This window comes from Streptomyces sp. NPDC002176 (assembly GCF_044903645.1).
Taxonomy (GTDB): domain Bacteria; phylum Actinomycetota; class Actinomycetes; order Streptomycetales; family Streptomycetaceae; genus Streptomyces.
The window spans coordinates 250,330-264,377 of sequence record NZ_JBJDQW010000001.1; the positions used below are offsets into that span (position 1 = coordinate 250,330).

Annotated in this window: 14 protein-coding genes; 6 read left to right on the forward strand and 8 right to left on the reverse strand. The window is 73.8% G+C overall.

The window, feature by feature from the left end; genetic code table 11:
- Positions 1–39: 39 nt before the first annotated feature.
- Entirely contained in the window at positions 40–726 is a 687-nt protein-coding gene (locus ACI2LY_RS01070) for a response regulator transcription factor (RefSeq protein ID WP_404705234.1), read from the forward strand.
- Positions 723–2,108 (forward strand): ATP-binding protein, encoded by a 1,386-nt coding sequence (locus ACI2LY_RS01075; protein ID WP_404705235.1) that lies wholly within the window; start codon positions 723–725, stop codon positions 2,106–2,108. The genes ACI2LY_RS01070 and ACI2LY_RS01075 overlap by 4 nt, the downstream gene beginning before the upstream one ends.
- Here the strand turns inward: ACI2LY_RS01075 and ACI2LY_RS01080 are convergent.
- Positions 2,087–3,055: a TAXI family TRAP transporter solute-binding subunit gene (locus ACI2LY_RS01080; RefSeq protein ID WP_404705236.1), complete on the reverse strand. Its 969-nt coding sequence runs from the start codon at positions 3,053–3,055 to the stop codon at positions 2,087–2,089. The genes ACI2LY_RS01075 and ACI2LY_RS01080 overlap by 22 nt on opposite strands.
- Positions 3,056–3,171: 116 nt before the next feature.
- Here ACI2LY_RS01080 and ACI2LY_RS01085 point away from each other — a divergent pair, with 116 nt between their 5' ends.
- Both ACI2LY_RS01085 and ACI2LY_RS01090 read left to right on the forward strand, forming a co-directional pair.
- The gene (locus ACI2LY_RS01085; RefSeq protein ID WP_389000190.1) at positions 3,172–3,948 is read left to right on the forward strand and encodes an isoprenyl transferase; all 777 of its coding nucleotides are present in this window, start codon (positions 3,172–3,174) and stop codon (positions 3,946–3,948) included.
- 77 nt (positions 3,949–4,025) lie between these two features.
- Positions 4,026–5,015, forward strand: a complete 990-nt coding sequence (locus ACI2LY_RS01090) for a phosphotransferase (protein ID WP_404705237.1) — start codon at positions 4,026–4,028, stop codon at positions 5,013–5,015.
- Between the two features lie 3 nt (positions 5,016–5,018).
- Here ACI2LY_RS01090 and ACI2LY_RS01095 read toward each other — a convergent pair whose 3' ends face one another.
- The 5 genes from ACI2LY_RS01095 to bla form a co-directional block, all read right to left on the reverse strand.
- Positions 5,019–6,164 carry an RNA polymerase sigma factor gene (locus tag ACI2LY_RS01095; RefSeq protein ID WP_404705238.1) on the reverse strand — a complete coding sequence of 382 codons (1,146 nt, stop codon included), beginning with the start codon at positions 6,162–6,164 and terminating at the stop codon, positions 5,019–5,021.
- A gap of 8 nt (positions 6,165–6,172) precedes the next feature.
- Positions 6,173–6,580, reverse strand: a complete 408-nt coding sequence (locus ACI2LY_RS01100; RefSeq protein ID WP_404705239.1) for a YciI family protein — start codon at positions 6,578–6,580, stop codon at positions 6,173–6,175.
- Positions 6,581–6,690: 110 nt separating this feature from the next.
- On the reverse strand, positions 6,691–6,873 hold the full coding sequence (locus tag ACI2LY_RS01105) for a hypothetical protein (RefSeq protein ID WP_393604639.1): 183 nt from the start codon (positions 6,871–6,873) through the stop codon (positions 6,691–6,693).
- 232 nt (positions 6,874–7,105) lie between these two features.
- Complete coding sequence (locus tag ACI2LY_RS01110; protein ID WP_404705240.1) at positions 7,106–8,032, reverse strand: hypothetical protein; 927 nt, start codon at positions 8,030–8,032, stop codon at positions 7,106–7,108.
- A gap of 157 nt (positions 8,033–8,189) precedes the next feature.
- Positions 8,190–9,098: a class A beta-lactamase gene (bla, locus tag ACI2LY_RS01115; RefSeq protein WP_404705241.1), complete on the reverse strand. Its 909-nt coding sequence runs from the start codon at positions 9,096–9,098 to the stop codon at positions 8,190–8,192.
- 132 nt (positions 9,099–9,230) lie between these two features.
- On the opposite strand from bla, the gene ACI2LY_RS01120 reads away from it, so the two are divergent.
- Together ACI2LY_RS01120 and ACI2LY_RS01125 are read left to right on the forward strand one after the other, a co-directional pair.
- A complete protein-coding gene (locus tag ACI2LY_RS01120; RefSeq protein WP_404705242.1) occupies positions 9,231–10,094 on the forward strand; it encodes a LysR family transcriptional regulator in 864 nt (287 codons plus the stop codon).
- Entirely contained in the window at positions 10,091–11,014 is a 924-nt protein-coding gene (locus tag ACI2LY_RS01125; RefSeq protein WP_404705243.1) for a serine hydrolase, read from the forward strand. Before ACI2LY_RS01120 ends, ACI2LY_RS01125 begins: the two co-directional genes overlap by 4 nt.
- Positions 11,015–11,021: 7 nt before the next feature.
- Here the strand turns inward: ACI2LY_RS01125 and ACI2LY_RS01130 are convergent, their stop codons facing one another.
- Positions 11,022–11,624, reverse strand: a complete 603-nt coding sequence (locus ACI2LY_RS01130; protein ID WP_404705244.1) for a hypothetical protein — start codon at positions 11,622–11,624, stop codon at positions 11,022–11,024.
- Between the two features lie 170 nt (positions 11,625–11,794).
- Positions 11,795–14,035, reverse strand: a complete 2,241-nt coding sequence (gene katG, locus ACI2LY_RS01135; RefSeq protein ID WP_404705245.1) for a catalase/peroxidase HPI — start codon at positions 14,033–14,035, stop codon at positions 11,795–11,797.
- Positions 14,036–14,048 lie beyond the last annotated feature (13 nt).

The window sequence follows — 14,048 nt, forward strand, 5'->3', positions numbered from 1 at the left end:
TAAGCTGCGGCCCAGGTCACCACGGCACGAGGACTCCCCATGCACGCCCTGCTCGTCGAGGACGACGACCGGATGGCCCAGGCGCTCACCACGGCCCTGGCCCAGCGCGGCCACACCGTGCGCCGGGCCGCCCGCGCCCTGGACGCGCTGCGGCACGTACGGGAGGCCGAGTTCGTGCTGCTGGACCTCGGACTGCCCGACCTGGACGGTCTCGAGCTGCTGCGGCGGCTGCGCACGGTGTGCGGGGCGCCGCTGATCGTGGTGACGGCCCGCTGCGAGGAACGGGACATCGTGCAGGCGCTGCGGGCGGGCGCGGACGACTACGTGGTGAAGCCGTTCCGGATGAACGAGCTGATGGCCCGCATCGACACCGTCCGCCGCCGCACCGGCGCGGTCGTGCCGCCGTCGCGCGCGGACGCCGACCGGGGCCCGGTGCGGGCCGGGGACGTGGAGGTGGACCTCGCGGGCCGCACGGTCACCGTCGCGGGTACGGAAGTACGGCTCACCCGGCGCGAGTTCGACGTACTGGCGGTGCTGGCCGCCCGGCCGGAGGAGGTGCACTCTCGCGAGGAGATCCTCGACCGGATCTGGGGGGACGCGTTCCTCGCCGCGTCCCGCTCGCTGGACGTGCATGTGGCCGGGGTCCGCGCCAAGACGGGCCGGGCCGAACTGGTCCGTACCGTACGGGGGTTCGGCTACCAGCTGGGTTCGCCGGGTACGCGATGAGGCGCAGGCTGCTGGCCGTGCTGATGGTGCTGATGGGGGTGGCGGCGCTGCTGCTGTCCGTCCCGCTGGCCGAGTCCTTCGCCGCGGGCCGCACCGAGCATCTGCTGCTCCAACGGCGGGCGGATGCCGTACGGTTCGCCGATCTCGCGGACCGGGTCCGCTCCCCCGCCGACCGCGCCGAGCTGTCCACCGAGATCCGCCGGTACGCCGGGCTGTACGGCGCTTCGGTGGCGGTCTCCGACACGGTGGGCCGGACGGTCGCGCGGGCGGGGAGTCCGGTGCCGTCGGCCGAGGCGCGGGAGGCGCTGGGCCGGGCGCTGACCGGCCGGTCCACCGAGCGGCTGCCGACGGTGCGGCCGTGGGGTCCGCACCGGCTGGTGCTGGCCGAGCCGGTGGGCCGGGACGAGCGGGTGAGCGGGGCGGTGCTGATGGCCGTGCCGACGGGGGCGGCACGCCGGGACGTGACCGTGCGCTGGCTCCTGATCGGGTGCGGCGCGCTGGCCGCCTTCGCGGCGGCGGGCCTGGTGGCGGCGGGGATCACCCGCTGGCTGATGCGTCCGGTCCGCGATCTCGACCAAGCGGTGGCGCGGCTGGCGTCGGGCAGGCTGGAGGCGCGGGCCGTGTCGGACACCGGGCCGCCCGAACTGCGCAGTCTGCGCGAGCAGTTCAACGCGATGGCCGAGGCCGTCGCGGACTCGATCGGGCGCCAGCGGGCGTTTGTCGCGGACGCCTCGCACCAGTTGCGCAATCCGCTGGCCACGCTGGTGCTGCAACTGGAGAACGTGGAACCGCATCTCGCGCCGGGCCCCGGCCGCCAGGAGCACGCCCGCGCCCTGGACGAGACCGAGCGGCTGGCCGAACTCCTCGACGGCCTGATGGCGTTGGCGCGGGTGGAGTCGGGTTCGGCCGAGCAGGTCGAGCAGGACCTGTCCGGCGCGGTGACGGCCCGGCTGGCGGCCTGGGAGCCGGTGTTCGACGCCTCGGAGCTGACGCTCACCGCGGACGGGGTGCCTGTGGGGCTGCGGGTGCGGGCGGTGCCGGACGCGGTGGGGCGGGTGCTGGACGCGGCGCTGGACAACGCGGTGAAGTTCGTGCCGTCCGGCGGCCGGGTGACCGTCGCCGCCGAGAGCACCGGGGACGGTCAGGTCGTGGTGCGGGTGACCGACGACGGGCCCGGCGTCCCCGAGGACCAACTCGCGCTCCTCACACGGCGTTTCGTCCGTGCTCCCGAGCATCAGAACGTGCCCGGTACCGGCCTGGGCCTGGCCATCGCGGACGAGATCGCCCGGCTCAGCGGCGGACGGCTGACCGTACGGGCCGCGACTCCGCGCGGACTGCTGGTGGAGCTGTGGCTGCCGTGTCAGCCGTACACGGACCGGTAGTACGCCACGGCCCCCGGATGCAGCGGGAGATCGCCGGTGGCGACGGCGAAGCGGGGTTCCAGTCGCGCGCCCGCGGTCACCTCGCGCAGCAGCACCCGCCACCGGTCGAACACCACCCGCAGCACGTCCCACGCCTCCCGCTCCGGAACCTCTGTGCGGGCCAGCAGATAGTTGCCGACGCCGATGGTGGTGACCGGCCGGGTGAGCCCGTACACCCCCGCCGGGAGAGTGACCGCCGAGTACACCGGGCCGTACGCCGCGCGCAGCGCCTCCGCCTCGGCCTCCAACGGCAGGAAATGCAGCGGGAGTTCACGAGCGAGGGCCGACAGGGCCGGGGTGGGCACCCCGCCCGCCCAGACCACGGCGTCCACGGTGCCCCGGCGCAGCGCGGCCACCGACTCGGCGAGCTCCAGCCGCTGTTCGCGCACCGCGCGGCCGCCCGTCAGACCGGCCACCTCCAGCAGGCGCCCGGCGAGCACCTGGGCCCCGGAGCCGGTGGCGCCCGTGGCGACGGGGCGGCACGCGAGGTCGGCCACCGAGCGCACCGGGCCGTCGGCACGCGCCAGCAGATGTGTGTAGTTGACGTAGACCCGGGCGAGCGCGGTCACCGGGGCCGGAGCCGTGAAGGGCGCCGCTCCGTGCAGCGCCTGCTCGGCGGCGTCTGCCATGGCGAGGGCCAGGTCCGCCGAACCGGCCGCCAGCCGACGCAGGTTGTCCACGCTGGCGGCGGTGCTGACCGGGGCGATGCGCGGGTGCGGCGGGGTGCGCGCGGCCTGCTCGGCGAGGGCGTGACCGAAGGCGTGGTACGGCCCGCCGGGCGCGCCCGTGGCCAGGGTGAGCCGCCGGTGCGGGCCGTCGCCCCGGGCGCAGCCGGGCAGCGCGAGGGCCGGTCCGCCCAGCAGGGCGGACCGCAGCAGCCCACGTCGGCTGATCGGTCGGCCGGTCACCGCGGCAGCGTAACGCCCCTGCCGGGAGCGGTCGGAAGGCGGCCGGGCGATGCGCCCCCGGCAAATGCGGCTATCGTTTGCGACCTCGTTCCCCCCGGCCTTGGAAGGATCTCGGCGTGGCATGGAAGGCACTGCGCTCGGCGCTGGAAGCGGTGTATCTGCGGCGGCTGCACGGCAAGTTGGAGGGCCTGCCCCGGCCCCGGCATGTGGCGATCATGCTGGACGGCAACCGGCGCTGGGCGCGCGGCGCCGGGCACACGGACGTCCGTGAGGGCTATCGCGTCGGTGGCGCGAAGGTCACGGACTTCCTGCACTGGTGCGCCGACGCCGAGATCAGCCATGTCACCCTGTGGATGCTCTCCGACGACAACCTGCACCGTCCCGCCGCCGAACTTGAGCCGCTGCTCGACATCATCGAGGAGACCGTGCGCCGGGTCTGCGCCACGGACGCGCCGTGGGAGATCGAGATCATCGGCGCGCTGGACCTGCTGCCGGGCGACACCGCGCGGGTGCTGAAGGAGGCCGCCGCCACGACGACCGGCCGGGGTGGCCTGAAGGTCGACGTGGCAGTGGGCTACGGCGGGCGCCGGGAGATCGTCGACGCGGTGCGCGCCGCCTTCGACAAGCACATCCGCGCCGGGGGCGACCCGCGCGACCTGGCCGCCGACTTCGACCTGGAGCACATCACCGACAACCTGTACTCCCCCGCCGGGCACGACACCGACTTCGTCATCCGCACCTCCGGCGAACAGCGCCTCTCCGGGTTCCTGCTGTGGCAGTCGGCGTACGCGGAGGTGCACTTCGTCGACGTGCTGTGGCCCGCCTTCCGCCAGATCGACCTGCTGCGCGCCCTGCGCTCGTACGCGGCCCGCGAGCGGCGTTACGGCCGCTGAGCGGCCGTCGGTCCGCGCGGTCGGTGGGGCGGTGAAAACCCCTGGCCGGAGGGGGTTTCGCGTGCTGGGATGGGCCGATGGAACGCACGGCTGATGTGGACCGGGGGACGTACCCGGATGTGGTGACGCCCTGGGAGCGGGAGGCGTGGCGGGGCCAGGTCTTCGACTGGGTGGAAGGCCGACTCGCAGGTCAGGGGCTGCGGTTGAGTGGGGTGCCTCGGGTTCGGGTGCGGCCGTGGTCGGTGTCGATGCGGATTCCGGTGGCCGGGGGTGCCCCGGTGTGGTTCAAGGCGAACCCGCCCGCGAGTGCCTTCGAGGGGCCGCTGACCGCCGCGCTGTCCCGCTGGGTGCCGGAGCATGTGCTGCGGCCGCTGGCCGTGGACGCGGAGCGTGGCTGGTCGCTGCTGCCGGACGGCGGCCCGCTCTTCCGCGAGACGCGGGGCGATGTGCCGCCGCGCGTGTGGGAGGAGTTGCTCACCGGGTACGCCCGGATGCAGCGCGCCCTGGTCCCGCGCGCGGACGAACTCGCCGGACTGGGCGTACCGAGGCTGCGGGTGCCCGAAGTACCCGCGTCCTTCGACCGGTTCCGGGCCGGGAACGGCTCCCTGGACCCGGACCAGCGGGCGCGGCTCGACGCGCTGCGCCCCCGGCTGGCGGACTGGTGCGCGGAGTTGGCCTCGCTCGGCGTCCCCGACTCGCTGGACCACGCCGACCTGCACGAGGGCCAGCTGTTCCACCCCGGGCCGGGCCGGTTCACCTACTTCGACTGGGGGGACTCCGTGGTCTCGCACCCCTTCGCCAGTCTGCGCGTCCCGGCCCAGCGGGCGTGCGAGCGGTACGGGCCCGAGCTGCTGCCGCGGCTGCGGGACGCCTACCTGGAGCCGTGGACGGACGTCGGGCTGTCGGCGGCGGAACTCCGGCGCGCCGTACGGCTCGCGTGGCGGCTGGGCGCGCTGGGCCGGGCCCGCTCCTGGACCCGGCTCTTCCCTTCCGCAGCCTCGGCCGCGCCCACCGCCGTGGCGGGCGCCCGCTCGCTGTTGGAGACCGGCGACACTCCCCCGCTCTGAACGTCAGCGGGACTGGCGGGAGTTCAGCCGGGCGGCCTGGCGGGTGAGGTGGTCGCGCTCGGGGAGGCTGGTCGCCCGGTGGGCCGCCTCGGCGTACAGCCGTGCCGCCGTCACCGGGTCGCCGTCCCGCTCGTGGAGGTACGCCGCCACCGCGGTGTACCGGGGCAGCGAGTCGTCCAGTGCCGCGAGCGCCGCCAGCCCGGCGCGTGGTCCGTCGGCCTCACCGACGGCGACCGCGCGGTTGAGCCGGACGACCGGGCTGCCGGTCAGACGCGTCAGCTCGTCGTACCACTCGACGATCTGCACCCAGTCGGTCTCCTCGGCGGTGGGCGCGTCGGCGTGGAGTGCCGCGATGGCGGCCTGGGCCTGGAACTCGCCCAGCCGGTCGCGGGTCAGAGCCGCCTGGAGGACGGCGACGCCCTCGGTGATCGCCGTGGTGTCCCACCGGCCGCGGTCCTGCTCGGCGAGCGGCACCAGGCTGCCGTCGGGCGCGGTCCTGGCGGCGCGCCGGGCGTGGTGGAGCAGCATGAGGGCGAGCAGTCCCGCCGCCTCGGGGTGGTCGATCGCGGCCGCGAGCTGCCGGGTGAGCCGGACGGCCTCGGCGGCGAGGTCGATGTCGCCGGAGTAGCCCTCGTTGAAGACCAGGTAGAGGACGCGCAGCACGGTGGCCACGTCGCCGGGCCGGTCGAGGCGTACGCCGGAGACGGTGCGCTTGGCGCGGCTGATCCGTTGCGCCATGGTCGCCTCGGGCACCAGGTACGCCTGGGCGATCTGGCGGGTGGTGAGGCCGCCGACGGCGCGCAGGGTGAGCGCGACCGCCGACGACGGCGTCAGCGACGGGTGGGCGCAGAGGAAGTACAGCTGGAGGGTGTCGTCCCCGGCGGCCGCGGGACCGGGTGCCGGTTCCTCGTCGACGCGGTCCTCGCGCCGTCGGCGGGCGGTGTCCGCCCGGTGCGCGTCGAGGAACTTGCGCCAGGCGACGGTGATCAGCCAGCCCTTCGCGTCGCGCGGCGGGTCGCCCGGCCAGACGCGCAGCGCCTCGACCAGGGCGTCCTGCACGGCGTCCTCGGCCGCCGCGAAGTCTGCTCCGCGGCGTACGAGGACGGCGAGCACCTGTGGGGTGAGGCTGCGCGGCAGGGCCTCGTCCATCGTCCGGGTCAGTCCGTGACGTGGCAGTGGTCGCCCAGGAACGGGCGCAGCTCCAGCCACTCGTGGATCGGCTTGCCACCGGCTCCGGGGGCGGCCGAGAGTTCCCCGGCCAGGTCGAGGGCCCGCTGGTGGCTGTCGACGTCGATCACCATCCAGCCCGCGATGAGGTCCTTGGTCTCGGCGAAGGGGCCGTCGGTGACCGGCGGGCGCCCTTCGCCGTCGTAGCGGACGAAGGTCCCCTCGGGGGCGAGTGCCTGGCTGTCGACGAACTCGCCGGTCTCCTGGAGGCGGGCGGCGAACTCGTTCATGTACCGCAGGTGGGCCGAGATCTCCTCCGGCGTCCACTGGTCCATGGGTACGTCGTTGGCCGGGGCCGGGGCGCCGCGGTAGTGCTTGAGCAGCAGGTACTTGGCCATCGTGGTCCTCCTCGCTGATGCGACCCATTGTGGTCGCGTTCGCAGCGGGGACGGAGCCGGACACGGGTTCTCGACATCGCCGGCCAACCTTTTTTTCCGCGCGGTGAGGGTCAGCCTCTGTGCGGCGTGCCGCCGGTGGCGCGGAGGTGGTCGCGGCGGGCGTTGTTGTAGCCGCGCAGATGGACCTTGGCGACGGCACAGGCCGCGCCGTCGGCCCGGCACTGGCGGCAGGTCCGCACGTGCTGCTCATAGGTGGTACGGGCGTTTTCCAACGCCTCATCGGCAGAGGACATGGTCATCTCCGGAGGAGGGCGCACCCGCGCGGGCGACGCCTGGTTGACTGGCTAGTAACTTCCGGAGAAAGATCATCATGTTACTGCCGGTACTGGGAAACCGGCCCGGCAAAGATCGGGTACGCAGTCCGTCCATGCAGGTCAAAGGCGTGGGAACGCGGAAAGAGGGGGAACCGTCCGCCGACGGTTCCCCCTCCTGCCTCCCCTTCCCGCGCCGGTGACGCGGGAGGGGTCAGGAACGGCGTGCGCGCGAGGCGTACACCGTTCCGGCTCCCACGGCCAGCACGAGCGCGGCCCCACCCGCGAGCATGCCGACCGGGGCGCTCGCACCGGTCTCCGCCAGCGGCGGGTTGCCGCCGTTCGGCGAGGACTTGGGGGCGGGCGCGCTCGACCGGACCGGCGGCACGTCCGGGTTGGTGGACGGCGTCGCGCCGGGCTTCGGGCTCACCGGGGGCTGGCCGCCCTCGGCGGGGGCACTCGGCTCACTCCCGGCGGGCGGCGCGCTCGGCGCCGGGCTCGCGGAGGTCTCCGGCGCGGACGGGCTGGGGGTGGCCGACTCCGGCGTACCGGGCTCGCACCGCTTGTCCCCGCCGTTCCAGGCGGCTATCAGGTGGTACGGGGTGAGGACACCGGCGCGCACGTCGGGCAGCGGGCCGTGGCCCTCGCCCTCCTTGCCGTCGTACGTCACGTCCTCGCCGTACAGGTCGATCTGGCCGAAGCAGGAAGGCGCCTTCACGCTCAGCTTCTGCCAGGTGCGGCCGTGGTCGTCCTTGCCCGCGACATCCTTCGCGGTGAGGCGGACGGTGGCCTTGTCGATCATTTCCTGGCGGCCCGAGGAGGCCCAGTCCGGGCCCTCGGTGGTGTACTCGGCCAGGGAGACGGGGTAAGCGCACCCCTCGCCGACACTCTGGCCCGGCGCGAGGCGGACCTCGACGGTGCCGGGGGCGGAGTCCCAGCGGTGGAACCCGCCCTGCGAGGACCAGTCGGGGCCGACGACCTTGCCGTCGGCGTCGACCAGGCGGTACTGCACGGTGGCGGACGAGCAGTCGCCACCCTCCTGGGCGTGGGCGGCGGTGGCGCCGACCAGGGGCGCGGCGGCCGCAGCGAGGAAGGCCGCGGCGGCCGTGGCGAGAAATCTGGCTGGTTGCGAGCGTGCCAAGGTGAGCCTCTGTCCGTTCAAAGGTGTGGGAGGTGGCCGGGCGCGCGCGAACCGGCGCGCGGCGCCCTTCGTCCCTTCGCCCGCCCGAGGCGGAACGAGGACGGTCAGAGTCTTGTCGCCTTTACAACTCCCGTCAATTTTGCAGGAGTTGAGAGCATCACTCGCCCGGTGCCAGGGTGGCCGCGAGGAGGCGTGCCGTCTCCTCGATCAGCGCGTCGTCCACCGGCGCTTCGGGGTCGGGCTTGGTGGACAGCACGGACAGCAGCAGGGGCGTCCCCTTGCCGGTCCAGGCGACGCCGAGGTCGTTGGCGGTGGCGTAGGAGCCGGTGCCGGTCTTGTCCGCGAGGAGCCAGCCGGGCGGCAGACCGGCGCCGAATCGCTTGGCGCTGGTGGTGTTGCCGCGCAGCCACTCGACGAGCTGTTCCCGGTCGGCGTGGGACAACGCCCGCCCCAGGGTGAGCAGTTCGAAGGTGCGGCCGAGGGCGCGCGGCGTGGTGGTGTCGCGCGGGTCACCGGGTACGGCGGTGTTCAGATCGGTCTCCCACCGGTCGAGCCTGCTCACCCGGTCGCCGAGGGAGCGGAAGAAGCGGGTGAGTCCGGCCGGACCGCCGATCCGGCGGAGCATCAGGTTGCCCGCCGTGTTGTCGCTGTACTGGATGGCGGCCGCGCACACGTCGCCCAGCGCCATCCCGGTCTGCTGGTGGGCCTTGGTCTGCTCGGAGTTGGGCAGGATGTCCGCCGGGGGGTAGTGGATCACCTCGTCCAGCGCCGCGCGGCCGCCGTGGTCGCGCAGGACGGCCGCGGCGGCGATCGCCTTGAACGTCGAGCACATGGCGAACGGTTCGTCGGCGCGGTACGCCACCGTCGCCCCGGTGCGCGGATTGTGCGCGTTCACGCCGAGCCGCGCGCCGTACCGCTTCTCCAGGGCGGCCAGCTCGGGGCGCGGGTCGGCCGGGCCGTTCGCGGCGCCCCACGCGGGGGTGGCGGAGGTCGCGGCGGCGGCCGCGGTGAGGGCGGCGCCCGCGCGGAGCAGGCTGCGGCGCGGTACCGGGGTGGCACGGGTCATGTGCGGTTTCCTCCAGGGGAGTTGGGCCGTCGGGGACGTTGGATCACCGACGGGGACAGCGAAACAGCAGGGCACCGCTCATGTCCAAGAGTGAACTTTGAACGTGCCATGACTTATTGATATGACTCCTGGATGGATCTGCTCGCGCATCTGGCGGCGTTCACCGCGACGGCCGACGAGATGAGCTTCTCGCGCGCGGCCGACCGGCTGGGGATCGCGCAGCCGCTCCTCAGCCGCCGCATCAAGTCGCTGGAGACGCATTTCGGCGGCCAGCTGTTCGACCGGTCGCGGCGGCAGGTCGCGGTGACGGAGTTCGGCGGCTCCCTGCTCCCGTACGCGCGGGACGTGCTGGAGCGGGCCGAACGGCTCGGGCAGGCCGCCCGCTCGGCGCGTGCCGCGCGGATACGGGTCGTGGGGGTGCCCGCGCACTGCGCGCCACTGGCGCTGGCCGGGGTGATCCGCGCCGGTACGGAACACGGCACCACGCTGGCCGTACGCGAACTCCCGCCCGCACAGCGGCAGTCGGCGCTCGGCGACGGCTCGCTGGCCTACGCCCTGCTCCGCGTGGCCCCAGAGCGGGCCGCGCTGCGTGTCCCGCTCGGCCTGGCGGAGGCGGGACAGCCCGCGCGGCGCTCCGTCCACCTGGAGGACCTGCGCCCAGCCCGAGGCGTGGCCGGGCTGCCGATCCTGACCCTGGAGGAGGACGAAGTGCCGTACGCGCAGGACCGGTTGGCCCGATCCATCGCCCGTGCCGGGCTGCCCGAGACGCTGGTCGGACCGGCGGGCCCGGCCGCCGCCGCACTGGCCGACACGCTGGCCGGGCGGGCGCGGCTGCTGTGCGCGGAGCCGCTCGCCCGGCAGCACGGCGCGGGCTGGACCCCGCTGGCCGACGCCTCCCTGCACCGGGGGTACGAGGTCGGCGCGAGCGAGTGCCACGGGGAGACCGGCGAGGTCCCGGCGTGGCTGGCGACGACCCTGGCGGAGGCGGCCGGATGAGCACCGAGGTCACCCGCACGGCCACCGACGGCCCCCTGCGCGACGTGGCGGACGGCATCGCCCGCGCGTGGGACGCGCTCGGGGTACGGGGTTCGTTCCTGGCCCGGAACATCGACACCGGCGAGCAGCTGGGCTTCGACGTCGACGTGCCGGTGCCGCTCGCCTCGGTGGTGAAGGTCCCGCTGGCCCTGGTGGTGCTGGACCGGATCGCGGTCGGGGAACTGGACCCCGCCCGGCCCGTGACCTTCGTACCCGCGGCGGGCGGCGCCGGTCCGACCGGGCTCGCCGCGTTCCGCCATCCGGCGACGCTGGCCGTCGGCGATCTGCTGCTGATGATGCTCTCGGTGAGCGACAACGTCGCCGCCGACCTCCTCCTCGATCTGGTGCCGGTGCCGGAGGTGGCCGCCCGGCTGCGCTCCTGGGACTGCCCGGACCTGCGGGTACGGCATCGGCTGCGGCACATGTACGCCTGCGCGGCCGGGGCGTCCGGCAACGACTTCTCGCTCGCGCTGGAGCTGGCCGTACGCGACGAGCGCATCGGCCGTCACACCATCGAGTCGCTGGACCCGGCGCATGCCAGCACCGGGACGGCCGGGGCGTTGGTGTCTCTGCTGGAGCGGGTGTGGCGGGACGAGATCTCCGACCCGCGCGCGACGGCCGAGTTGCGCCGTCTGATGGGCCTCCAGGTCTTCGCCCACCGGATGGTGAGCGAGCTGCGCGCGGACTCGTTGCGGTTCAGTGGGAAGACGGGGTCGTTCCTGCATCTGCGGCACGAGATCGGGGTGGTGGAGGCGGACTCCGGGGACCGGGTGGCACTGGCGGCGCTGACCCGCGCGGACCGCAGGGCGTCCCTGGCGCCGGACATCGACCTGGCCATCGGGGTCGGGGCCCGGCGCGCCTTCGAGGCGCTGCGCGGGTGAACCGGGTTCAGCCCCGGCCACCGCTGAGCCGACGCCACTCGGGTCCGACGCGTTTCCATTCCTCGTCCCACTCCGCGAGCCGACGCCGGACGAGCGAGTTGCACGCCAGCCGTCCGGAGGCCCAGACGACCGTGCCGGTGATCTGGGCGACCAGGACGCCGGTGAGGACGGTCTGGAGCATGGCCTCGGCCATGGAGGCGGGCGGCGGCACGGTGCGCCCGGTGCCGTCCGTCCACAGGTCGAGGGTGGTCCCGGCCGGGGTGCCGGGGCTCACCTTGGCGCGGTCGGTGTGCACGGCGCCCTTGCCGTCCGTCCAGCGCACCTTGGCCCACACGCGTTCGTCGTCGTAGCCGCCGCGCGAGGGCGGGGTCTTCGGCGCCGGTCCGGTGAGCACCGCGCGGACCTGGTGCACCTGGTCGCGGCGCGCGGACAGCGAGGAGTCCACGGAACTCGCGGCGGCCCAGCCCGCGAGCACACCGCCCAGGACGACGAAGATCCAGGTGAGGAGCACGACCCACGCCTCGACGAGGTCGCCGCGCCGACGCAGTGGATTGCGCCGCCAGCGCCACAGCCGTATCGGGGTGATCGCCTCCGGAGGTGTCCGAGTCATCGGCAGCCGCCTCCTCTCGCCTGCCCACACCACCATCGTGCACCTGACCCGGCGAGCCCGCAGTACGGGCGGCCGGGGCGGAAGAACCGCAGGCGGCAGGGGGTGCCATGCGAAAGGGGGCGCCCCCGGACCGGTCGGTCCGGGGGCGCCCACGGCGGGGTGCGAAGGCTTTAGGCGAGGTCGAACCGGCCGAGGTTCATCACCTTGTGCCACGCGGCGGCGAAGTCCTGGACGAACTTCTCCTTGGCGTCGTCGGAGGCGTACACCTCGGCGACGGCACGCAGCTCGGCGTTGGAGCCGAAGACCAGGTCGGCACGGGTGCCGGTCCACTTCACCGCGCCGGTGGAGGCGTCGCGGGCCTCGAAGGTGGACTGGTCCTCGGACGTGGAGCTCCACGTCGTACCGAGGTCGAGCAGGTTGACGAACCAGTCGTTCGTCAGCACACCCGGCGTCTCGGTGAGGACACCCAGGTCGGAGTCCTCGTAGTTGGCGCCCAGGACCCGCAGACCGCCGATGAGGACGGTCAGCTCAGGGGAGCTGAGGGTGAGCAGGTTGGCCCGGTCGACCAGCGCGTACTCGGCGCGAGCCGGGTTGGCGCCCTTGCCGGAGTAGTTGCGGAAGCCGTCGGCGACGGGCTTGAGCGCCTCGAACGACTCGACGTCCGTCTGTTCCTGGCTGGCGTCCACGCGGCCCGGCGTGAAGGGCACGGTGACCGGGAAGCCGCCGTCCTTCGCGGCCTTCTCCACCGCGGCGTCGCCGCCGAGGACGATCAGGTCGGCCAGGGAGACGTGCTTGGCACCGGCGGAGGCGTTGAACTCCTCCTGGACGCCCTCCAGGGTGCGCAGCACCAGGGCGAGCTGGTCCGGGTCGTTGACCTCCCAGCCGCGCTGCGGCTCGAGGCGGACCCGGGCGCCGTCGGCACCGCCGCGCTTGTCACTGCCGCGGAAGGTGGACGCGGACGCCCACGCGGCGCTGACGAGCTGCGACACGGTGAGACCGGAGTCGAGGATCTTGCCCTTGAGCGCGTCGGCGTCGGCCGCGTCGATCGGCTCGCCCTGCGGCTGGGGCAGCGGGTCCTGCCACAGCAGGGTCTCCTCCGGGACCTCCGGGCCGAGCAGCAGCGACTTCGGGCCCATGTCGCGGTGGGTCAGCTTGTACCAGGCGCGGGCGAAGGCGTCCGCGAACTCCTCGGGGTTCTCGTGGAAGCGCCGGGCGATCGGCTCGTAGATCGGGTCGAAGCGCAGCGACAGGTCCGTCGTGAGCATGTTCGGCGCGATCTTCTTGTCCGGGTCGAAGGCGCTGGGCACGGTGTCCGCACCGGCGCCGTTCTTCGGCTTCCACTGCTTGGCGCCGGCCGGGCTCTCGGTCAGCTCGTACTCGTAGCCGAAGAGGTTGTCGAAGAAGCCCTGGCCCCACTGGGTGGGGGTGTTGCTCCAGGTGACCTCGAGGCCCGAGGTGATGGTGTCGGGGCCCTTGCCGGTGCCGAAGCTGTTCTTCCAGCCGAGGCCCTGCTGCTCCATCGGGGCGTCCGCCGGGTCGGGGCCGACGTCGCTCGCCGGGCCCGCGCCGTGGGTCTTGCCGAAGGTGTGGCCGCCCGCGATCAGGGCGACGGTCTCCTCGTCGTTCATCGCCATGCGGCTGAAGGTCTCGCGGATGTCGCGGGCCGCGGCGATCGGGTCCGGGTTGCCGTTGGGGCCCTCCGGGTTGACGTAGATCAGGCCCATCTGGACGGCCGCGAGGGGCTTGTCCAGCTCACGGTCGCCGGTGTAGCGCTCGTCGCCGAGCCAGGTGGTCTCCGGACCCCAGTAGACGTCGGCGTCCGGCTCCCAGGCGTCCACGCGGCCGCCGCCGAAGCCGAAGGTCTTGAAGCCCATGCTCTCCAGCGCGACATTGCCCGTGAGGATCATGAGGTCGGCCCAGGAGATGTTCTTGCCGTACTTCTTCTTCACCGGCCAGAGCAGGCGGCGGGCCTTGTCCAGGCTGACGTTGTCCGGCCAGCTGTTCAGCGGGGCGAAGCGCTGCTGGCCGGTGCCGCCACCGCCGCGCCCGTCGAGGGTCCGGTAGGTGCCCGCGCTGTGCCAGGCCATGCGGATCATGAGCGGGCCGTAGTTGCCGAAGTCGGCGGGCCACCAGTCCTGGGACGTGGTGAGCACCTCGGCGATGTCGCGTTTCACGGCCGGGAGGTCGAGCGCGAGGAACGCCTCGGCGTAGTCGAACTCCTCGCCCAGCGGGTTGGCGACGGGCGGGTTCTTGGCAAGGACCTTCAGGTTGAGCTGCTTGGGCCACCAGCGGTCGTTGCCGCTGCCGAGGGCCGGGTGCAGGGAGGTCGCGCTGGCGCCATGGGCGACGGGGCAGCCGCCGGTCTCCTCGGGCTTCGGGTCGGTGACGATCGCGTCTTCGTTGTCAGGCATGTCGATCCTTCCG